Source organism: Populibacterium corticicola (assembly GCF_042683685.1).
In the GTDB taxonomy this organism is placed as follows: domain Bacteria; phylum Actinomycetota; class Actinomycetes; order Actinomycetales; family Cellulomonadaceae; genus Timonella; species Timonella corticicola.
The window spans coordinates 78,443-99,002 of the sequence record NZ_JBHUOP010000005.1; the positions used below are offsets into that span (position 1 = coordinate 78,443).

Annotated in this window: 17 protein-coding genes, 5 tRNA genes and 1 pseudogene; 19 read left to right on the forward strand and 4 right to left on the reverse strand. The window is 59.8% G+C overall.

The window, feature by feature from the left end; translation table 11 throughout:
- The first annotated feature begins 8 nt into the window (after positions 1-8).
- The 9 genes and pseudogenes from nuoL to htpX all read left to right on the forward strand — a co-directional run.
- Positions 9-1,931 carry an NADH-quinone oxidoreductase subunit L gene (gene nuoL / locus ACFSYH_RS12220; RefSeq protein ID WP_377467264.1) on the forward strand — a complete coding sequence of 641 codons (1,923 nt, stop codon included), beginning with the start codon at positions 9-11 and terminating at the stop codon, positions 1,929-1,931.
- Between the two features lie 12 nt (positions 1,932-1,943).
- On the forward strand, positions 1,944-3,485 hold the full coding sequence (locus ACFSYH_RS12225; RefSeq protein WP_377467266.1) for an NADH-quinone oxidoreductase subunit M: 1,542 nt from the start codon (positions 1,944-1,946) through the stop codon (positions 3,483-3,485).
- A complete protein-coding gene (gene nuoN / locus ACFSYH_RS12230; RefSeq protein ID WP_377467268.1) occupies positions 3,485-5,269 on the forward strand; it encodes an NADH-quinone oxidoreductase subunit NuoN in 1,785 nt (594 codons plus the stop codon). The genes ACFSYH_RS12225 and nuoN overlap by 1 nt, the downstream gene beginning before the upstream one ends.
- Before the next feature lie 180 nt (positions 5,270-5,449).
- On the forward strand, positions 5,450-6,460 hold the full coding sequence (locus ACFSYH_RS12235; RefSeq protein WP_377467269.1) for a polyprenyl synthetase family protein: 1,011 nt from the start codon (positions 5,450-5,452) through the stop codon (positions 6,458-6,460).
- Between the two features lie 79 nt (positions 6,461-6,539).
- A complete protein-coding gene (locus ACFSYH_RS12240) occupies positions 6,540-7,760 on the forward strand; it encodes an FHA domain-containing protein (protein ID WP_377467270.1) in 1,221 nt (406 codons plus the stop codon).
- Between the two features lie 246 nt (positions 7,761-8,006).
- Positions 8,007-8,711: a hypothetical protein gene (locus ACFSYH_RS12245; protein WP_377467271.1), complete on the forward strand. Its 705-nt coding sequence runs from the start codon at positions 8,007-8,009 to the stop codon at positions 8,709-8,711.
- 281 nt (positions 8,712-8,992) lie between these two features.
- Positions 8,993-9,475 (forward strand): hypothetical protein, encoded by a 483-nt coding sequence (locus ACFSYH_RS12250; protein ID WP_377467272.1) that lies wholly within the window; start codon positions 8,993-8,995, stop codon positions 9,473-9,475.
- Between the two features lie 253 nt (positions 9,476-9,728).
- Positions 9,729-11,111 carry an FAD-dependent oxidoreductase gene (locus ACFSYH_RS12255; protein WP_377467273.1) on the forward strand — a complete coding sequence of 461 codons (1,383 nt, stop codon included), beginning with the start codon at positions 9,729-9,731 and terminating at the stop codon, positions 11,109-11,111.
- A gap of 233 nt (positions 11,112-11,344) precedes the next feature.
- A pseudogene (gene htpX, locus ACFSYH_RS12260) lies at positions 11,345-12,199 on the forward strand (zinc metalloprotease HtpX); the annotation flags it as partial.
- A 286-nt stretch (positions 12,200-12,485) separates the two neighbouring features.
- Here htpX and ACFSYH_RS12265 read toward each other — a convergent pair.
- From ACFSYH_RS12265 to rarD, 3 genes are all read right to left on the reverse strand, one after another.
- On the reverse strand, positions 12,486-13,301 hold the full coding sequence (locus ACFSYH_RS12265; RefSeq protein WP_377467274.1) for an HAD family hydrolase: 816 nt from the start codon (positions 13,299-13,301) through the stop codon (positions 12,486-12,488).
- A gap of 26 nt (positions 13,302-13,327) precedes the next feature.
- Complete coding sequence (locus ACFSYH_RS12270; RefSeq protein ID WP_377467275.1) at positions 13,328-13,822, reverse strand: YajQ family cyclic di-GMP-binding protein; 495 nt, start codon at positions 13,820-13,822, stop codon at positions 13,328-13,330.
- 195 nt (positions 13,823-14,017) lie between these two features.
- Entirely contained in the window at positions 14,018-15,103 is a 1,086-nt protein-coding gene (gene rarD / locus ACFSYH_RS12275) for an EamA family transporter RarD (protein WP_377467276.1), read from the reverse strand.
- Positions 15,104-15,253: 150 nt separating this feature from the next.
- On the opposite strand from rarD, the gene ACFSYH_RS12280 reads away from it, so the two are divergent.
- From ACFSYH_RS12280 to ACFSYH_RS12320, 9 genes are all read left to right on the forward strand, one after another.
- Positions 15,254-15,335 (forward strand) — tRNA-Tyr (locus tag ACFSYH_RS12280).
- A 423-nt stretch (positions 15,336-15,758) separates the two neighbouring features.
- A tRNA-Thr gene (locus ACFSYH_RS12285) sits at positions 15,759-15,830 on the forward strand.
- 75 nt (positions 15,831-15,905) lie between these two features.
- A tRNA-Met gene (locus tag ACFSYH_RS12290) sits at positions 15,906-15,979 on the forward strand.
- 81 nt (positions 15,980-16,060) lie between these two features.
- Positions 16,061-16,231, forward strand: coding sequence for a 50S ribosomal protein L33 (gene rpmG, locus ACFSYH_RS12295; RefSeq protein WP_377467277.1), 171 nt, complete (start codon positions 16,061-16,063; stop codon positions 16,229-16,231).
- A gap of 40 nt (positions 16,232-16,271) precedes the next feature.
- Positions 16,272-16,346, forward strand: a tRNA-Thr gene (locus ACFSYH_RS12300).
- A gap of 96 nt (positions 16,347-16,442) precedes the next feature.
- Positions 16,443-16,516, forward strand: a tRNA-Met gene (locus ACFSYH_RS12305).
- Between the two features lie 84 nt (positions 16,517-16,600).
- Positions 16,601-16,771 (forward strand): 50S ribosomal protein L33, encoded by a 171-nt coding sequence (gene rpmG / locus ACFSYH_RS12310; RefSeq protein WP_377467277.1) that lies wholly within the window; start codon positions 16,601-16,603, stop codon positions 16,769-16,771.
- Between the two features lie 24 nt (positions 16,772-16,795).
- Complete coding sequence (locus tag ACFSYH_RS12315; RefSeq protein WP_377467278.1) at positions 16,796-17,263, forward strand: FAS1-like dehydratase domain-containing protein; 468 nt, start codon at positions 16,796-16,798, stop codon at positions 17,261-17,263.
- On the forward strand, positions 17,260-17,682 hold the full coding sequence (locus ACFSYH_RS12320; protein ID WP_377467279.1) for a MaoC/PaaZ C-terminal domain-containing protein: 423 nt from the start codon (positions 17,260-17,262) through the stop codon (positions 17,680-17,682). The genes ACFSYH_RS12315 and ACFSYH_RS12320 overlap by 4 nt, the downstream gene beginning before the upstream one ends.
- Positions 17,683-17,936: 254 nt before the next feature.
- On the opposite strand, the gene ACFSYH_RS12325 is transcribed toward ACFSYH_RS12320, so the two are convergent.
- On the reverse strand, positions 17,937-19,034 hold the full coding sequence (locus tag ACFSYH_RS12325) for a LacI family DNA-binding transcriptional regulator (RefSeq protein ID WP_377467280.1): 1,098 nt from the start codon (positions 19,032-19,034) through the stop codon (positions 17,937-17,939).
- Between the two features lie 144 nt (positions 19,035-19,178).
- On the opposite strand from ACFSYH_RS12325, the gene ACFSYH_RS12330 reads away from it, so the two are divergent.
- Complete coding sequence (locus ACFSYH_RS12330; protein WP_377467281.1) at positions 19,179-20,543, forward strand: MFS transporter; 1,365 nt, start codon at positions 19,179-19,181, stop codon at positions 20,541-20,543.
- Positions 20,544-20,560: the final 17 nt, after the last annotated feature.

Genomic DNA, 20,560 nt, shown 5'->3' on the forward strand with positions numbered 1-20,560 from the left:
CACCGAAAATGATTCAAGCTTCATGGCTACTAATCGCCATCCCGCTTGCCAGCGCAGCCTTTTTGCTGCTCGCCGGCAAACGTTCGAACGCGTGGGGACACTGGCTCGGACTGCTCGCATCCACGGGTTCGTTTGTCGTTGGAGCGCTGGCACTCATTGAACTGCTCGGACGCGATGCCGCCGATCGCGTCGTAGACGTTCACCTGTTCGACTGGATCTCAGTGGGTGCGCTCAACGTCGAGGCCGGACTACGCATCGACCCGTTGTCGCTGACCTTCGTCATGCTCGTGACATTCGTGGGTACGCTCATCCACCTGTACTCCGTCGCATACATGGAACATGACAAGGACCGCCGCCGGTTCTTCGCATACCTGAACCTGTTCGTTGCAGCGATGCTGATCCTGGTCCTCTCGAACTCCTACCTGATGCTGTTTGTCGGGTGGGAGGGCGTGGGCTTGGCCTCGTACCTGCTCATCGGCTTCTGGAACCACAACCCGAGCTATGCAACTGCCGCCAAGAAGGCGTTCGTCATGAACCGTATCGCCGATGTCGGCATGATCGTCGCGCTCGGTGCGATCTTCGCGGCATTCGGCTCGCTCGACTTCACGACCGTTCACGCGCAGGCGGGTGCCGTGGCAGCGGCAGGTCACGAGGGAACATTGACCCTGATCGGACTCATGTTGCTTGTCGCCGCATGCGGTAAGTCCGCGCAGTTCCCACTGCAGGCTTGGCTCGGCGATGCGATGGCCGGTCCGACACCGGTCTCCGCGCTCATTCACGCCGCCACCATGGTGACCGCGGGCGTCTACCTGATCGTCCGTTCTGGTGCGATCTACAACGAGACCCCGACCGCACTACTCGTGGTGACGATCATCGGTGCGATCACACTGGTATTCGGAGCGATCGTAGGTTGCGCCAAGGACGACATCAAGAAGGCGCTGGCTGCCTCCACGATGTCCCAGATCGGCTACATGATGCTCGCTGCGGGCCTCGGCCCAATCGGCTACGCCTTCGCTATCTTCCACCTGCTGACTCACGGCTTCTTCAAGGCCGGAATGTTCCTCGGCGCAGGTTCCGTCATGCACGGCATGAACGATGACGTGAACATGCGCAACTTCGGCGGATTGTCCAAGCACATGAAGGTCACCTGGATGACGTTCGGGCTCGGCTGGCTCGCCATCATCGGCTTCCCCTTCCTGTCCGGCTTCTGGTCCAAGGACAAGATCATCGAGTCCGCGTTCGCAGCGAACCACGGCGAAGGCTGGCAACCATGGGTATTCGGTATGATCACGCTGATCGTTGCCGGTGTCACCGCGTTCTACATGTCGCGACTGTTCTTCATGACCTTCCACGGCAAGGCCCGCTGGTCTCACGACGAGGGGTCAACCTACGTGCAGCGTCACCCGCACGAGTCGCCAAAGCTCATGACCATTCCGATGATCCTGCTCTCGCTTGGCTCGGTGTTCCTTGGTGGTCTGCTCTCGATCAACAACTCGTTCGTGACCTTCCTCGAACCGGTGACCGGACATGCGGAACACCACGATCCGGTCATTCCGATCCCCGTCATTATGGCGTCGACACTGATCTTGGTCGCAGCCGGTGTGTTCCTCGCTTGGCGCCAGTATGGAGCCGCTCCGGTTCCAACCGTCGCCCCGAAGGGTTCACTGCTCACCCAGGCGGCCCGTGCGGATCTATACCAGGACGCCACGAACGAGGCTCTGTTCATGCGCCCAGGACAGTACGCGACCCGCTCCCTGGTCTTCGCGGACAAGAAGGCGGTGGACGGATCGTTTATGGGCGTCGCAACGCTCGTCGCCTCGCTTGGTATCGGAGTCAAGAAACTCCACAACGGTTTCGTCCGATCGTATGCAGCAATGATGCTCGGAGGCCTGGTCCTTCTGCTCATCATTATCCTGGCTATCTGGAACTGAGGAAGCTGACCAATGAACTTCGAAACATTGCCCTGGCTGACGATCCTCACCGTCATCCCGACACTGGGTGCACTCGCGCTGTGGGCGCTTCCGAAGCGTAGCGCCTCGCTCGCGCCAAAGCTCGCGCTCGGCGTTGCCGGACTCGAACTCCTTGCACTCGTCGGGGCGTTCATCGCGTTCGACGTAGCGCGCGCCGGTACGTTCCAGTTGGTTGAACAACACGCATGGATCCCGCAGATCGGCGCGTCCTACGCGCTCGGTGCCAACGGAGTCTCGCTCCTGCTCATCGCACTGTCGATCATCCTCGTGCCACTCGTCATCCTCGCGGCCTTCAAGGAGCAGGGAGTTGGCGAGGCCGAGGGCGAAACCGCGGAACTCGCACACGTGCGACTGCGTAACTACCTTGCGCTCGTACTGGTTCTGACCACTTTCATGGTTTTGATCTTCGCGGCCCGCGACGTGTTCCTGTTCTATGTCGTCTTTGAAGCGATGCTGATTCCGGTCTACTTCATGATCGGCTCATTCGGCAACGGTGCGCGTCGTCGCTATGCAGCGATCAAGTTCCTACTGTTCTCGCTCGTGGGTGGACTCGTCATGCTCGTGGCGGTCATCGTGCTCTACGTCAAGAGCGGTGGCGGCGAGACCGCATTCCTCGTGGACAACCTTGCCGCCGTCGCGCTCGACCCCACCACGGAGAAGTGGGTGTTCCTTGGATTCTTCATCGCGTTCGCGATCAAGGCTCCCATGTTCCCCGTGCACACGTGGCTGCCCGACACGACCCAGCATGCTCCTGCGGGAACCTCGGTTCTGCTCGTGGGCGTCCTGGACAAGATCGGCACGTTCGGAATGCTGACCCTGTGCCTGCCGCTGTTCCCGAACGCCTCGCAGTGGGCTGCTCCGGTCATCGTGGTTCTTGCGGTTGTCTCCATCATCTACGGTGGACTGCTCGCGATCGGACAGCGCGACCTCATGCGCCTTATTGCATACACCTCGGTCTCGCACTTCGGCTTCATCGTGCTGGGCATCTTCACCTTCACGGCGGAGGGCACCGCAGGTTCTGCGTTCTACATGGTAAACCACGGACTATCCACTGGACTGCTGTTCCTTGTGGCCGGATTCCTGTTCCTGCGCTCACGTGACGGCAGATCTCAGATCATCACCGACTTCGGCGGAATGCAGCGAATCACTCCGGTTCTCGCCGGTGTGTTCCTGGTAGCCGGTCTCTCTGCGCTCTCGATGCCGGGGCTGTCCACCTTCATCTCTGAAATCATGGTGTTGGTGGCTGCGTTCGGCGTGAACAAGTGGGCTGCCGTCCTTGCTGCAACCGGTGTGGTGCTGGCCGCACTGTATGTACTGCTCACCTACCAGAAGGTGTTCACTGGAGAGAAGAACCCCGAACTGGTCGACAAACCAGATCTCTCTGGACGTGAAAAGTGGGTTGTCGCACCGCTCATCGCGCTCATGCTTCTGCTCGGTTTCGTTCCGGGTATTGCACTGCAGTACCTTGATGAGCCCGCCGCACAGAGCGGCTCGATCATTGAAGGAGAAGGCTGATGTTCTCTGGTCTCCTAACAGCCACTACGTTCAACGTTCCGGAGATCAACTGGGCGCTGCTCGCACCGGTTCTGATCGTGGCGGGAGCGGCCGTCGTATCGGTTCTCGTTGAGGCTTTCGTGCCAGATCGTGCACGCCGCCACACGCAGATCGGCGTGCTGCTCATCGCACAGATCGGTGCGTTGCTCGCGGTTGTCTTCACGATGACGGCAAACAGGGATGCGCTGGCTGAGAACTTCTTGTTCCCAATCCGCCGCATGAGCGCGGATGGGCAGGTGTTGTCGAATCAGGGCATGATCATCGACAACCTGACGCTCTCAATCCAGATAGTCATCCTGATCGCGTCAATCCTGGCTGCGCTGGTGATGATTGACCGCACCTCAGCGAATCAGGATCCCTTCGCATCCACGGCGGCTTCTGTTCCCGGCTCGCAGTACGAGGAACTGGCAAGCTCCAGGGGCTTGCAACAGACGGAAGTGTTCCCGCTGTTCCTGTTCGCGTTGACCGGTATGCTCGTGTTCCCAGGCGCTGCTGATTTCATCACGATGTTCATCGCACTCGAGGTTCTGTCGCTGCCGCTTTACGCGCTCACTGCAATGGCGCGTCGCCGTCGTCTGCTCTCGCAGGAGGCAGCTTTCAAGTACTTCGTGCTTGGCTCGTTTGCCTCGGCCCTGTTCCTGTTCGGTGCAGCCCTCCTGTATGGCTACTCGGGTTCGATCGACCTGACCGTCATCACAAATGTTGCCTACATGCACCAGAACTCTGGCCAGGCACCGGAGTTTGCGGCCCTGTACCTGATCGGTGTGACCCTGGTCTTGGCAGGGGTGCTGTTCAAGGTCGGTGCCGTTCCGTTCCAGGCCTGGACGCCGGACGTCTATCAGGGTGCACCAACGCCTATCACCGGTTTCATGGCTGCGTGCACCAAGATCGCAGCAACGATCGTTCTGGTTCGCGTCGTGTACTTCTTCCTGCTTGTGCCGCACGGCGAGGTTGCGGAAGCAATCACGAAGGGTCTGTGGGTTGTCGCGATCGTCACGATGCTCCTGGGAACCGTCGCTGGTCTGACCCAGACGGATATGAAGCGTATGCTCGCGTATTCGTCCATCGGCCACACGGGTTTCATCATGGTGGCTCTGCTCGGTTACATGGGCGGATCGCCAACAACGGCGATCGTGTTCTACCTGTTGGTGTACGGTGTCTCGACCGTTGGGGCATTCGCCGTGGTCACCCTGGTCCGTGAGGTGGGTGCGAATGGCGAGGTGCTCGGCGAGGCGAACCACATTGGTCAGTGGGCTGGTCTGGCCAAGCGCAGCCCGTTCCTTGCCGCGGCGTTCTCCATCTTCCTGCTGTCGTTCGCCGGTATTCCTGGAACCGCGGGCTTCATCGCGAAATTCACGGCATTCTCGGCAGGTGTCGGGGGCGATGCGACCCCGCTCGTCGTGGTCGGTGTATTGGCGTCGGCTATCTCGCTGTTCTTCTACGTGCGCATCATCGTGCTCATGTACTTCGTGGCTCCGGCTGAGGAACGCGAGACAGTTGTCCCGACGCCGAACGCCGCAGACCCCGCAGAAGATGGTGACGAGGCCTCTGAGCTTGAAGGAGCGCACGTTGCAGCACGCACCTCAGTCGTGACTCTCGAGTCGAACACCGGGGTGGGGGTTGTGCGTTCGAACGGCACGACTCTCGCAGCAATCGTGGTCGCTCTCGTCGCGGTGATCGGCCTGGGCCTGTTCCCGAGTCCGGTGCTCTCAGTACTGGGCGACCTGTTCGTCATGTGGGGCTGACTCCTCGCTAACCTGTGAACCCCGCGCAGGGACGTGACACAACACATCACGTCTGGGCGCGGGGTTCATCGTTGTACACCTTGTCGCTGCGGTAGATTAGGTGATAAGTCCATGGGCGTTCGATGACTCAGCGCGAAGTTTGGGGTCGCACGCTCTCGTTTCAACAGCAAAGATCATTTCGTGACTACAGTTTCTCTGGCCCTGCCACTCGAAGACGAGCAGCTCGCACAAGCACTCGCACAGGAGATGGAACGGATCGAGTCAGACCTTTCGACTGCGGTTGAAAACGCTGACGGTCTCGTGGACCAAGCTTCTCGTCATCTGATGGCCGCCGGTGGTAAGCGTCTGCGGCCGCTTTTGACGTTGCTGGTTTCGCAACTTGGCTCTGGAGTGAACGAAGACGTGCGCACGGCGGCGGTGGTTGTCGAGCTTACTCATCTTGCTTCGCTGTATCACGATGACGTCATGGACTCTGCGCCGATGCGCCGAGGTGCTCCGTCGGCCCATGAGGTGTGGGGCAATTCGGTGGCCATCCTCACCGGCGATCTGCTGTTTGCGCGTGCGTCGCTGTTGACGGCAGAACTTGGACCCGAAGCGGTCTTTATCCAGGCCAAGACTTTTGAACGCCTGTGCATGGGACAGTTGCACGAGACGATGGGGCCGACTGCGCCGGCCGATCCGGTTGAGCACTATATCCAGGTGCTCGCGGACAAGACCGCCTCGCTGTTGGCCGCCTCGGCGCTTCTCGGGGCCAAGTACGCCGGTGCTCCCAAGGACGTGCAGGACACCGTCGCACAGTACGGTGAATATGTCGGGGTTGCTTTCCAACTTGCGGATGACGTCATTGATCTGACGTCTGACGGATCGGTGACCGGTAAGACTCAGGGAACCGATTTACGTGAGAAGGTTCCGACCATGCCGGTACTGCTGTTGCGTGAACTCGTTGCCTCCGAGGCCGCGACGGACGCCGACCGTGCCCTGCTGGCTCTCGTCGATTCGGATCTCTCGTCGGATGAGGCACTCGCACGGACTATCGAGCGACTCCGTGTTCACCCGGTTGTGGATCTCACTCGTCAGCGTGCTCTGGAGTATGCGCACGCCGCGATCGACGCACTGCGCCCGATCGCTGACGGACCCGTGAAGGATGCCCTCGTGAAGTTCGCCCAGGCGTTGGTTGATCGGGTCGCGTAGTAGTAGTTGATTGTCAGGTGCACTTCGCGGCGATCAATGAGTCAGGGGCTTGGTAGGCCCGAGGATGGGATGGTGAGCCATGGCGCATACGTATGGTCCAGGCGCTGGATATGTTGTTGCCAAAGGCGACTATCTGATCTTCCTGCCCGATGACGCGAAGCCAGACACTCTGCGTGAGTTGTGGCTGGCCCAGTCGCAGGTCAAGACCAAGGGATTCCTCGGTGCCCTGTCAGCGGTGGCGAAGTCGCTTGATCCAACGTTGGAGCGCTTGCCGCGTTTCGCCGTTGTCGAGTTGGGGGATCAGACGCAGGTCAGCCAGACCGCTCGAATCGCTGTGTGCGGTGAACTCAACGTGGTTGTTGAACACGCTTCGGGAGTGCCAGCTTCGGTGTTTCGTGGCAACGGCGCTGCGATGTGGCTTGAGGAGCAGGTAGCAGACGCCGTGTCGTTTCGGATCTCCTCGGGTTCCCCTGAGACGACTCGGGATATTGATCCGGTTCCCTTTGCCCCATTGCGAGGGCTCCATGAGAATCTGCCGGAAGGGCTCGATCCCGAGAATGTCTCGTCGCACAAGGTTTTGCTTCCTCTTGCCGAGGGGATTGTGCGAGCGGATATGGTCGCTTGGTCGTTTGAGCCTGTCGCGGCTCGGGGGACTCCAACCCGTGCGGTTTCGGTGCAGTCAGCCCGTAGTCTTGATGACCTTGGGCAGACGCTTGCGGAGCTGCCCGAGGAATGGTTTGGACAGGGCGAAGATGACGTATATGAGGACTCGGAGGTCGACCCCACGCCGATCGGTCCCGTGCCGGTTCACGAAGCCGCAACCCAGGTCTTCGGCACCCCGCCACCCGATGTCATGCCCACAGAGGTGATTGCCACGGCCGCGGAGATCGCTGCCGCACACGTTGCTGCGGCGCAGACCACGGCTTTTGAGACCGCCAATGCCGCGGCGTATGCGGTGCACCAGGGCTATGTGCGGTTCTCGCATGGTGAGGTGATCGAGCTTGGCGTGCCACTTGTCATTGGGCGCAAGCCAACGCATGAGGGATCGGGGGCACAGCCGTTCGCGCGCATGGTGTCGGTGCCGAGTCCATCGAAGGACATTTCTCGTAATCACCTGTTGATTAGGGTTGAGCAGGGGCACGTGCTGGCTCAGGATCTGGGGTCGGTGAACGGCACGCTCTTACGACGATCAGGGCAGCCAGACCGGCAGCTTCAGTCTCAGCAGGCGACATTGATCCTCAGCGACGATGTACTCGACCTGGGCGACGGGGTCACGTTGACCTTCGAACAACTGCGTTGAGGCCTATCGCAACCTCAGCCTCGGGTGGGGAAGACGTATCGGCGGGTGAAATTCGCGGCAGTAGATTTCGCGTGCCGCCTGTTCAGGACGGATTTGTCCCATTTTCTCCGTGAATCAGGGCGCAAAATACATGGGTACTACTTCCCGGAAAGGGAACTAATCTGACCTGCGGCTATCATTCATAGCCTGAACTTAGGTACAGTCAAGGTTTGTACTGAGCGTACGCATGAAACTTGGGAGTTATTCATGTCAGCACCGCAAATGACACTGGAGTACTGTGGCGAATGGTTCACGCCTGACCCGGACGAACCATTCGACATCGGTCGCGAAGGTGACCTCACTATTGACGACAACCCTTACCTGCACCGTAGGTTTCTACGCATCGGGTATCAGGATGGAATCTGGTGGCTGTCCAATGTTGGATCGCTGCTTTCCGCAACGGTTTGTGACACAAGCGGGGGAGTCCAGTCATGGCTCTCGCCGGGAAACCGTATTCCGATTGTTTTCCAGTCCACCACGATCGTTTTCACGGCCGGACCGACTACGTATGAACTGCTTGCGCATCTACGAGGACAGCAGTTTGAGACCGCCACGGTTGACGCGCCGGAGACCGGCGAGCAGACCATTGGAATGATCAACTTTACGCTGAGTCAGAAGCAGCTCATCGTCGCTCTGTGCGAGCCAATGCTGCGGCGTGAAGGCACTGGGTTCACTGAGATTCCTTCCACCGCTGATGCGGCCAAGCGCTTGGGCTGGGCTATCACCCGCTTCAACCGTAAGCTCGACAACGTGTGTGACAAGTTGGATCGTATGGGAGTCAAGGGCCTGCGAGGCGGACCGAAGCAGCTTGCCACGAATCGCCGTGCGCGTCTGGTCGAGTATGCGGTGACTACGCGTCTTGTCACTGCCGATGACTTGCCCATCCTCGATATTTCTGACGACGAGGACTGATAGTAAGAGGTACTCAGGGGCTGGGCCGCCACCCGGTCACGACGTACAACACAGGCAGCGGAAACCCACAGAGGGTTTCCGCTGCCTGTGGTTTTACTGGTGCAGTGCTGCTGCGCGGTTACGCTCGATGGGGCTAAACGGGTCCAAGTGCGTATATGAAAGTTGGGTATCTGGACCTAAGTCACCCCATCGAAGTCGTGCGCTCTGCCCGGCTGTGTGTGGCAGAGCCGTCGGGCACAGGCTGATTTGAAAATGGCTGCGCAGTGCACCACAGTTAAGGCATGGCCAATACCCTTACGTTTCCGTCCGAGGCGTTTCCCGCGTATCCAACACTCAGTGCCCCGCAGCCGGAAGGCTGGGTTGCCTTGGCGGCGGTTGGTCTACCCCTCGCGCTTGCACGTGAGATGGAGGGGAAGAAATTTCGTGCCAACGTGTTGACATCACTGACACGAGTTGGCGCGGAGCATAGTTTTGACGGGCAGGTCTCGGCCCTGACCGCAAAACTCAAGAAGCTACCTCGATACAAGGAGACCCTGCGCGAGCTGGGTGGGACGGAACAGATTCCAGAACTCTATATAGAGGGTCGCTTCACGGGTGCCAAAGGTGAACTTCTTGGGCAGTTTGTGCGGGTTGTCGTCTTAAGCCGTGGATATGTGTACGACGTGGTAGAGATCACCGGCACGGTCTCGCTCCTTGCGGGGGACAATAGTGAGGAAGAGGTGCGAGAAATCGTGAAGGGCGTGGTTGTCTCGCTCGATGCCTGATCAGGGTGCTGATGCGGTCAACCACGGCGTTCGAGGTCCTGCTGCGTGCATTCACGGTACGTTACAACATCCCGCCCGATGGACAACCTGTTCCATCCTTCGAGATTTCTTGTCACCCTAGAGTTACCTGAATCTGTTGCAGTCGCACTCGTGCAAACAACAGAGTCACCGAGCCTGACCTCAGGCGCGAATCCATAGTGAACTTAACCGCGGGCAACCGGTCCGCCAAACACATCGGAAGGCACGATTTTCCGTGACTGAAAACCGTCAATTACGAGTGGCCGTCGTTGGTGCTGGTCCAGCAGGAATCTATGCATCGGACATCCTGTCCAAGACTGACCTCGATGTTTCGATCGACCTGTTCGACCGTCTGCCTGCGCCATTCGGTCTGGTGCGTTACGGCGTTGCCCCCGATCACCCACGTATCAAGCAGATCATCAAAGCACTGCACAAGATCCTCGAACGCGGTGACATCCGTCTGATCTCCAACGTGGACTACGGCGTGGACCTGAAACTTGAGAACCTGCGTGAGTTCTACGATGCCGTGATCTTCTCGACCGGTGCAATCAAGGATGCGGAACTACCAATTCCTGGTGTTGACCTTGACGGTTCGTATGGTGCGGCTGACTTCGTCTCCTGGTACGACGGTCACCCAGACGTGCCAGACACGTGGCCACTTGAGGCGGAATCGATCGCGGTTATCGGTGCTGGAAACGTCGCGCTTGACGTTGCCCGTGTGCTTGCGAAGCACCCGAAGGATCTGCTGAGCACCGAGATCCCAGACAACGTGTATCAGGGTCTTTCCAAGAGTCCAGTCAAGGATGTCCATGTCTTCGCCCGTCGTGGACCTGCCCAGGCCAAGTTCTCTCCGCTCGAACTGCGCGAACTCGGCCACGTCCCAGACGTTGACGTGATCGTTTACCCGGAGGACTTCGAGTTCGACGAGGGATCGCTGGCGGCAATCGAGGCAACCAACCAGACCAAGCAGGTTGTCAAGACGCTGACTGACTGGGCACTCAAGGACCCAACCAAGTTCACGGCGTCCCGCCGTCTGCACCTGCACTTCCTGCACGCACCGGCTGAAGTAGTGGATGCCAACGGCGATGGCAAGGTCGACGGTTTCCGCACCGAGCGCACCAAACTCAATGGCGATGGCACCGTCTCCGGTACCGGTGTGTTCCATGACTGGGACGTTCAGGCTGTGTACCGTGCGGTTGGATACTTCGGGTCGGAACTTCCAGAGATTCCTTACAACGACAAGCGCGGCGTCATCACGAACGATGAGGGTCGCGTACTCGACCTGGAGGGCAACCACATTCCTGGACTGTACTGCACCGGCTGGATCAAGCGTGGACCTGTCGGGCTGATCGGTCACACCAAGTCCGATGCCTCTGAGACCATCCGTCACCTGACTGAGGATGCGGAGAACCTCTCGGCGTTCGCAACGGCGACCCAGCCGACACCGGAGGCGATCACCGAGTTCCTCGCGGAGCGCGGCGTGAGCTACATCGAGTGGTCGGGCTGGCAACTGCTTGACGAGTACGAGAAGGCACTCGGTGAGAAGGAAGGCCGTGAGCGCATCAAGGTCGTGCCCCGCCACGAGCAGATCAACATCTCCCTTGGTCGTAACAGCTAGCCTCAAATATTCGCCGCCCTGCGTGAGTCGGGGCTGGGAAAAACGGCTCGTCGCTAAGCGGCACAAAACCATAGAGCGCGCCAAACGCGCGCAACATACGCGGTAACCGGTGGGGCAAAGGGCTATATGGCTCTTTGCCCCATCGACGTTTCGCCAAGGGCGATGGAACCAAGCCGCCAGCCCAGCCGTTCCTCTAGCAGCAGTAGAATTCTTTACTGTAGAAAGGGCGAGACGTGGGACACCGGCACTTCAATGGACTGAAAACAGCCTTCCTGTTTGGGCTTATGTGGGCTGTGCTCATTGGATTGTGGGCGCTTGTCGGCAATCAATCGGTTGGGCTGCTGGTCGTGTTCTCGGGCATCGGGCTGGCAATGACCGCCTACACGTACTGGAACTCCGACAAACTCGCGATCAAGTCGATGCGGGCGCGCCCCGTGACCGAGCTTGAACAGCCGGTCATGTACCGGATCGTGCGGGAACTTTCCACTCAGGCGCGTAAGCCGATGCCTAAGTTGTATGTGTCGCCCACCAGTAACCCCAACGCATTCGCAACGGGACGCAACCCGCAGAATGCCGCCGTGTGCTGCACCGAGGGCATTCTGCAACTCCTCAACGAACGGGAACTGCGCGGGGTGCTCGGGCACGAACTGATGCACGTATACAACCGAGACATCCTGACCTCGTCTGTGGCGAGCGCATTTGCGGGAATGATCTCCGCGATCACAAACATCCTGTTCATCTTTGGTGGAGATCGGGAACGTGGTGGGAACCCGCTCGTCGTGATTGCCTCGATGATCCTCGCGCCGCTTGCAGCGACTCTCATTCAACTCAGTATCTCGCGTACGCGCGAGTACGACGCGGACGAGGACGGTGCCAGACTCACCGGAGACCCACTGGCCCTCGCAAGCGCGCTGCGCAAGCTCGAACTCGGCACCAACGCGGCTCCGCTGCCGCAGCGTCAGGAGTTCGCGGACGTGTCGCACATGATGATCGCCAACCCGTTCCGCGGTGGGGGACTGGGCAAACTGTTTGCCACGCACCCACCCATGGACCAACGCGTTGCCCGCCTCGAGAACCTGGCTGGCCAGAGTCTGCCAGATGCAGGTGGTTTCAACACGATGCGGGGAAACTACGGCGAGTATGGTTCTGGATCGCAGAACAACTCGCAGGGGCGGACCCACGGAAGTGGTCCATCTCAGCCCGGTCAGTATTCGCAACGTTGGCCGGATTACTCCCAGCCGGGCTCGCAGGGACAGGGACCACACGACGGGCAGTCACAGCAGCGGGACCAGCAGCCGTCTCAAGGACAGCCGTATAACCCCTACAACAGGGACGACAAGCGGTTCAATCCGCCGCAGCGGTAGTGCCAAGGGATCACAGGTCGAGCAACGGCCCAAGCCCTCGTACGATCTCGTGGGCAAGTCCATCGTCGTCGTTGCTGCCCGTGATCGCATCGGCGGCGTTCAACACCTCTGGATGTGCGTTCCCGACGGCTATCCCACGACCTGCCCAGCGCAGCATCGGTATGTCGTTGGGCATGTCCCCAAAGGCCCACACCTCACGTGCCTCAATCCCATGCGAGAGTGCGAACCGCTCAAGAGCGGCAGCCTTGGTAACACCGGGCGCAGTCATCTCTGCCAACCCGGACGCCCCCGAGTAGGCGAGGAGCGCGCGCTCCGCAACCACCTCGTCGACAATGTCGAAGAACTGGCTGTCGGGCATACCCGGCATGCGAGCCAGCAGCTTGCCCACCACGTCATCGTGTGCGGTTTCCACCGGCTGGATGAGGGTTTCGGGACCAACCGGGTGCGATGAGACAAACGACGGGTCGAAAACAGCGCCAGACGGACGCTCAGAGGCAAACGCGATGCCAGGCAACACTGCACGCAGGTCCGTGACGAGAGCCGCCACCTGGTCGTGAGTGAACCCGAAGACGTGCGATGACTGCCCGGTCGCAAACTCGTACACGCACGCACCGTTCATGCAGATCGCACGACCATGCCCGCCCGCAGCCTCGGCGAGCGGGGCCATCCATCGCGGTGGACGCGCCGTCACGAAAACGACGTGTATCGCGCGGTCTTCAAGACCACGCAATACACGTCGGGTAAAAGGCGAGATCGAAAGGTCGCTACGCAGAAGCGTTCCGTCGAGGTCCGTGGCAATCAGCCGGGGCATGACAGTCGGTTCCATACGGCGATCCTCTACAGACGCTGGAATCAGCGGTAGTTCGTGAACTGGACCGCGAAGTCCAGGTCAGCGTTCTTGAGCAGCGCCTGAACCTCTTGAAGGTCGTCGCGGGACTTCGAGGTGGCGCGCACCTCGTCACCGGTGATCTGGGTCTTGACCGACTTGGGGCCCTCCTCGCGGATGATCTTGGTGACCTTCTTGGCGTTCTCGCCAGCCAGGCCCTCCTTGAGCACGCCCTCAAGGCGATACTCCTTGCCGGACGCCTGCGGCTCGTTGTCTCCGGTGTCGATCGCCTTGAGCGATACGCCGCGCTTGATGAGCTTGGTCTGGAATACATCAAGGATTGCGAGCACGCGCTCGGCGGAGTTCGCCACCATCACGATCTTCTCGCCGCTCCATGAGATCGAAGCGCCGACATTCTTGAAGTCGTAGCGCTGCGAGATTTCCTTACCTGCCTGGTTCAGTGCGTTGTCGACTTCCTGACGGTCAACACGCGAGACGATGTCCATCGATGAATCTGCCATGAGTCCTCCTTGATGTGGGTAATGACGTGTCGGTGCCGCGACGACGCTGGCCCGCTTGGATGGCTTCCCAGTGCGGGCGGTATAGCAGTGCGGCTCGCTGCCATCCACCGTATCGGAAATTAGCGACGAATGGGGTGCCGCCACCCTACATCTCGCGCAGGTGAATGGCTGATTCTGGGGGTGGGCGAGTGCTGCTTATCGGTTGTTTACCATGCGGCTGTGCCGTGCCGCGCTAACCGCAGCCAGCACGACGGCCACCCACACGAGGACGAATCCGATCCAGCGTGCCGGTGGCATCGGTTCATTGAATACCGCGAGAGCGATGATGAACTGGATCGTTGGCCCGAGATACTGCAGCATGCCCAATGTGGAAAGGGGCAGGTGTTGGGCGGAGTATCCAAAGAACAGCAGCGGCAGCGCGGTGATGATGCCCGAACAGATGAGAAGTACGGTGTGGAGCGAGCCGCCCGTGCCAAAGGTGGACTGCCCGATTGCGGTGAGCCAGATGAGGAAGCCCAGGGCGAAGGGTGCGGCGAGCAGGGTCTCCACGGACAGGGACGTGAGGGAGTCAACGCTGCTGCCGATCCGAGACTTCAAGAGGCCGTAAAACCCGAACGAGAATGCGAGCACCAGCGAGACCCAGGGCAGCGTGCCCATTCCAACCGTCAGCACGATGACCGCGCCAGCGCCAAAGCCGAGGGCAATCCAAGTCAGCGGTTGCACACGTTCCTTTTGCACGAGAACCGCGAGGATCACGGTGACGAGCGGGTTGATGTAGTACCCGAGCGAGGCATCCAACACGTGACCCGACGTGACCGCGTACACGTACACGAGCCAGTTGCACAGGATGAGTACCGTCGCGACGGCGAGTGTGCGCAGGGCCCGTCCGTTGCGAAGCGTTGCCGTGAAGCGAGACCAGCGGCGGGACAACACGAGTATGATCACGCAGAACACGAGTGACCACACAACACGGTGCGCAAGGATCTCTACCGGTCCCGCACGGCCGATCGCGTTGAAGAAGATTGGAATGCAGCCCCAGATTGCATAGCAGCCTATGCCCGCGAGCAGGCCATTGCGTGCAGAGCGGCGGGCGCGTTGGGTTGCGGAGGGTTCCGTACCCCGCGGCGTGGTCTGCGCTGGTGCGGGCACTGACTGCTGATTAGGAGTATCCGGTGTGGAGGTCACATATTCATCATCGGTGTTTAATCGCTTGATGTGCAGTCGGCGCAGGGCGATATACGCCACCTTCCCCTTGGTGGCTGGCCCTCTGCGCGATGTCATCCGGCGGACTGATCACAGAGCGCAAAATAGCCAGAAACCGCATGATTTAGCGGTCAATGCAATAGATTTTTGTTTTGCTTTCAAATTGTGTAGAGTTGTTCCTGCTCACGGAGAACACCGTCAGGTTCGCCTGTTCGGTTCCGTCAGTTCGGCAGTTTGCCCGAGCGGCCAAAGGGAGCTGACTGTAAATCAGCCGCGTTATGCTTCGGGGGTTCGAATCCCTCAACTGCCACACTCAGGCCCCACGGTTTTTACCGTGGGGCCTTTTGTGTTGCCCGTTGTGCCCGGTTCGGACCTATGCTGATGCCTCCCCTCTGACCTTGCCCGCTTAGCCGGTGGGCTGAAAAGTGCCCGGGTGCACAGTTAAACACTGTGCACCCGGAACAAAAACACCCCATCGAGATTCTGGAGGGGGTCGACCGGTCGATGGGTCACCTGGCCTAGCTCAGCACGGCTCAGATTGGCGACGAGTCGGCTGCGCCCGTAAAGCGCCTCCCGGCCCAGCCCGGCTGGGTCGAGGAAGTGGGGCGGAGCGGCCTACTCGTCGCAAATGGGACAGCAAAAGCGCGGGCTAGGACGAATACCGGGCGTGACCACTATCACCACCCAGATAATTTTGTACTCGGACCCCCGTATGTGTAATGTTTTCGGTGTTGCCCCCGTAGCTCAGTGGTAGAGCGCCATCTTGGTAAGATGGAGGTCACGGGTCCGATTCCCGTCGGGGGCTCTGCTGATGCCCGAACACGCGATGCAGTCGCGGGTTGCAAGCGTCAGTGCAAGGCCCCTTTTGTGGGTTTCAAGCGGCGGGATAGCTCAGCTGGTCAGAGCGCACGGCTCATAATCGTGAGGTCGCGGGTTCGAGCCCCGCTCCCGCTACAAAATCACTTCATCCGCACACGTCAGTGTGCTTCATACATCCGATCCAAGCGCCCATGCGGCGCGAGAGGTGGCTAGACCGTGGCAAGCAAGAGTGCAGACGTTCGCCCAAAGATCACGCTCGCATGCGTGGACTGCAAGGAACGCAACTACATCACCAAGAAGAACCGTCGCAACAACCCAGACCGTCTGGAACTCGCGAAGTTCTGCCCACGCTGTGTCAAGCACACGGCACACCGCGAAACCCGCTGATCTAGCGGTTTCCACTCGAGCCTTCTGACCGAGGCTCATCGCCCCCGTAGCTCAGTGGTAGAGCGCCATCTTGGTAAGATGGAGGTCACGGGTCCGATTCCCGTCGGGGGCTCCACGTGTTTGATCACATTGCTTGTGCCAACGCCATACTTGTGGAAAAATTGATCGCTGTTGTGGTTCTGGCACAATGAAAGTCTAGGCTTTCGGTTGCGGCGGGATAGCTCAGCTGGTCAGAGCGCACGGCTCATAATCGTGAGGTCGCGGGTTCGAGCCCCGCTCCCGCTACAAAATCACTTCATCCGCACGCCCCAGGGCGTGCTTTTTGTTCGTAATCCGTTGCGCCGATGCGGCGCGAGAGGTGGCTAGACCGTGGCAAGCAAGAGTGCAGACGTTCGCCCAAAGATCACGCTCGCATGCGTGGACTGCAAGGAACGCAACTACATCACCAAGAAGAACCGTCGCAACAACCCAGACCGTCTGGAACTCGCGAAGTTCTGCCCACGCTGTGTCAAGCACACGGCACACCGCGAAACCCGCTGATCTAACAGTTAGGTCTTATAGGCAATGACGCAATCCTCGGTGAATCTCAAGTTCATTGGTCGGGAATATCCGGCAACGGCACCCTATCAAGTGGGCCGCGAGAAGATTGCTGAGTTCGCGCGTGCAATAGGCTCCGATAACCCCGCCTGCTTCTCCCAAGAGGCAGCGCGGGGTTTGGGCTATCCAGACGTTGTCGCTCCAACCACCTTCGCGGTGGTTGTCGCACAGGCCGCGGAAGCTCAGTACATCCAGGATCCAGAAGCGCGTATCGACTTCAGCAGGGTAGTGCACGCCGACGAGCGGTTCACGTACACCCGTCCAATCTTCGCCGGCGATGAACTGGTCAGTGTCGTGCACGTGGACAAGATCGTTGAGCGCGCTGGACTCGCCATGATTACGACCCGCGTGGAAATCTCCGCTCTCGTGGCTGATGGCTCGGAGCATGTGGTCACTGTGACATCGACTCTTGCGGTTCGTGGGGAGGACAAATGACGACTCCAGTTTTTGAAGACCTACAGGTTGGCGATGTGGTCGCCACCAAGACCTTCAACTTTGAGCGATCCACCCTGGTGAAGTACGCGGGAGCGAGCGGTGACTTCAACCCGATCCACTGGAACGATACGTTTGCCACCTCGGTTGGGCTCGATGGCGTGATCGCGCACGGGATGTTGACGATGGGTTCATCGGTCACTGCCGTGGAGGAGTGGATCGGCGATCAACGCAAGGTCATCGACTATCAGACTCGTTTTGCACGCCCCATTCTGGTTCCAAACCCGGGTGCGGCAGTCGTTGAGGTGACCGCGACGGTCGGTGCTATCAACGTAGAGGCCCGCACGGTGCGCGTTGATCTACAGACAGTGTTCGAGGGCGCCAAGGTGCTCGCGAAGGCTCAGGCGGTCGTGCAGTTCTAGTGTGTCGATCCGGGCCAGCCGTCTAGTGAGTCTAGGTAATGGCTAATGCTAGACAGCAGAAGGGTCGAACAATCTTCTTTTCGATTGTTCGACCCTTCTGCTTGTCTCTTAAACAATGGTTCAGTTCCACCGAACTCAGTCTTTTGCCTACGAACTCAGCCCGCTCCTGACTGAGTTCGTAGGCAAAAGGCTGAGTTCGATGCCTGTGTGGAAGGTGTGGCGTGGAGCCGCCAAAACCAATGAACCAATGGCTGCTACGAACCAGATGGTGGCGGGGCAAGTGTGTTGCCCTCAACGTAGTGCACGTCGAGGAAGACAGGTTCGACATCCTGTCCCTCAAGTAACCCGATGACTCCCTGAGCAAGCAGCTCCCCCTTGTATCCGAGCGGTTGGCGGATCGTGGTGAGCTTGTCAGAACCGAGCCAGGGAAGGTCTACTCCGTCGAAGCCGAGTACGGAAACTTCTTCTGGAACGCTCTTACCCGCTTCGCGGGCGCCCTGGAGCGCTCCGGCAGCAAGCAGATCTGACTGCGCGATGATGAGCGTTGGGACATCTTCGGGGGAGTCGTAGTTGGCGGGGTCGAGTAGATAGGTGGCTCCGGCCACACCAGCCTCTACAAGGGAGGCGTTCGCCTCCCAGACGGCCATGGGGCGTGCTCCGGCATCATAGACTCCCCGCAAGCGCCCGTGCGAGGGATGGCATAGATACTGTTCGAGATTGTCGATCGTATCGAGAGGGAGCGGTCCCGGAGCCATACCGGTGTTGAGGGGCAGAGTGATGACACCGATTTTGGTGTGGCCGAGCGCCATCGCTCGTGCGGTGAGGTTTGCGATGCCCTCACGGTCGTGGAGTCCAACAAACGCCGTTCCGGGTACCTGCTGCCCCTCGGAGATGACGATGGGTATGCCACGTTCGGTGAGCAACTGGTAGACGGGGTCTTTCTCCTGGCTTCCCCACAGGAGAATCGCAGCGTCGATGGCGGCGGTTTCCAGGAGTGGGTTGAGGCCGGAGGTCGTGTCGTAGTGGTTGCCACCGGGGACGAGCAGCACTCCGAGCCCACGTTCTCCAAGGGTTCGGGTAACTCCGTCGAGCACGGAGATTGAGACCGGATCGCGGAAGGTTCGGCGCAGAGCGTCGGAGAACACGACCCCGACCATGCCGGAACGTCCGCTGCGTAACTGTCGTCCAAGGGCGCTGGGGCCGCGGTATCCAAGTTCCTCTGCTGCGGTCAGCACTCGTTCTCGGGTTGCTTTCGCGATTGGACCGGAGTCCGAGAATGCGAGCGACGCAGTGGATATGGAGACTCCAGCGCGTGCTGCAACATGAGCGAGCGTTGGTTTAGTGGCTGACATCGCAGGTCTTTCGGGCGGGGTGCTGATTGACGATACACAAAGCGTACTCGACAATTATAAGAGCGCCTCGAATCGATTCGATTCCCGGGAGATCCTAGATCCCGCAGGTTGCTCTTTCCCCATCTCCCTTCAAGCCTTGGAATTATGCCGACCAGCGACCCTCAACAAACAACCGCGGTAGCGCCGTACATCTATCGAGCGCGAAACGGTCTTCTTATTCTTTTTGCGCTTTTGGGCATGAGTTTTTCCACCTGGCTGGCGCGTTTCCCAACCGTGCGCGAGCTACTGGGTCTGACGACCGCTCAACTTGGATTCGTGTTGCTTGCAGGTGCGTTTGGCTCTCTCATCTTTGTCACCATTGCGGGTGCTCTGGTGGAGCGGTTCGGCGGGCGCCGTATCTTGACGGTGTCCGCGTTTGGCATCTCCCTCGCCTTCTTCTTGGAAGGGCTTGGACCCGCAATCGGTTCCGTTCAGGTGCTTGCGGTTGGAGTGTTTTTCCAGGGGGTTTTCGTAGCGCTTACGAACGTCCCGCAGAATGTGGAGACGGCTGCAGTTGAACGACGCATGGGTAAGGCGATTCTGTCGCACTTCCATGCCGCATACTCGATCGGTGCGGTTATCGGTTCGTTGATCGGTGCAGCGTGTGCGGCACTCAACGTCCCACTCCTACTGCAGATGAGTGCAATGGCAGGAATCACGCTTGCGGTGCGTCTCATGTTGATCCCACGGGTTGTGCTGGACACAGAACTCTCCGCCCAGACCCGGTTCGACCGGGCTCAGGTTGCGCGGCGTCGACGTGTCGAGAGGGCCGAAATCAAGGCGGGGGTTGTCGAAAGTCCGGACCCGCAGGGCATTGTCGGTGTTTTCCGTAACCGTAAGGCGTCTCTCGGTAGCGCACTCGGGGCGTGGCGGGAACCTCGCACGCTCTTGATCGGTCTGGTTATCTTCGCGGCCGCATTGTCTGAGGGTTCGGCCAACAACTGGCTATCGATTGCGGTCGTGGACGGTTTTGGGCAAAAGGAGCAGATTGGCGCATTGGCGCTCGGGCTGTTCCTTGCCGCCATGACGATCATCCGCATCGCCGGGCCACAGCTGTTGGGCAGGTTTGGGCGGGTCGCGATTCTACGGGCATCCGCGATCGCATCGGTCGTGGGGCTGCTCTGCTTTGGGTTTGGCCCTCACTTCGGCTTCGCGCTCGTTGGTATCGTCCTGTGGGGTATGGGCGCTGCTCTGGCCGTGCCCATCGTGATTTCGGGTGCATCGGACGACCCGATCCGCGCGGCAGCGCGGGTTTCGGTGGTGTCCGCGTTTGCGTCCACTGCGTCGCTTGCCGCGCCGCCGATCTTGGGTCTGGTCGCCGACAGTATTGGTGCACGCCTCGCAATCACAACCATTGCGATCTTCATGCTTGTGAGCCTCGCGGTATCTAGGAACGTTGCACCGTTACGCCCGGATCAGATGACGGGCGCGGTGCTCCAAGACGCACGGCGGGATGAGACCTTCCACTAGCTCCGCGGCGATACCAG

Coding starts and splice junctions, on each gene's coding strand:
- ACFSYH_RS12225 (WP_377467266.1), top strand. CDS start 1,944: ATGAACTTCGAAACATTGCCCTGGCTGACGATCCTCACCGTCATCCCG.
- ACFSYH_RS12245 (WP_377467271.1), top strand. CDS start 8,007: ATGTCAGCACCGCAAATGACACTGGAGTACTGTGGCGAATGGTTCACG.
- rarD (WP_377467276.1), bottom strand. CDS start 15,103: ATGACATCGCGCAGAGGGCCAGCCACCAAGGGGAAGGTGGCGTATATC.
- ACFSYH_RS12270 (WP_377467275.1), bottom strand. CDS start 13,822: ATGGCAGATTCATCGATGGACATCGTCTCGCGTGTTGACCGTCAGGAA.
- ACFSYH_RS12240 (WP_377467270.1), top strand. CDS start 6,540: ATGGCGCATACGTATGGTCCAGGCGCTGGATATGTTGTTGCCAAAGGC.
- nuoL (WP_377467264.1), top strand. CDS start 9: ATGATTCAAGCTTCATGGCTACTAATCGCCATCCCGCTTGCCAGCGCA.
- ACFSYH_RS12325 (WP_377467280.1), bottom strand. CDS start 19,034: ATGTCAGCCACTAAACCAACGCTCGCTCATGTTGCAGCACGCGCTGGA.
- ACFSYH_RS12315 (WP_377467278.1), top strand. CDS start 16,796: ATGACGCAATCCTCGGTGAATCTCAAGTTCATTGGTCGGGAATATCCG.
- ACFSYH_RS12320 (WP_377467279.1), top strand. CDS start 17,260: ATGACGACTCCAGTTTTTGAAGACCTACAGGTTGGCGATGTGGTCGCC.
- ACFSYH_RS12330 (WP_377467281.1), top strand. CDS start 19,179: ATGCCGACCAGCGACCCTCAACAAACAACCGCGGTAGCGCCGTACATC.
- nuoN (WP_377467268.1), top strand. CDS start 3,485: ATGTTCTCTGGTCTCCTAACAGCCACTACGTTCAACGTTCCGGAGATC.
- ACFSYH_RS12250 (WP_377467272.1), top strand. CDS start 8,993: ATGGCCAATACCCTTACGTTTCCGTCCGAGGCGTTTCCCGCGTATCCA.
- ACFSYH_RS12265 (WP_377467274.1), bottom strand. CDS start 13,301: ATGGAACCGACTGTCATGCCCCGGCTGATTGCCACGGACCTCGACGGA.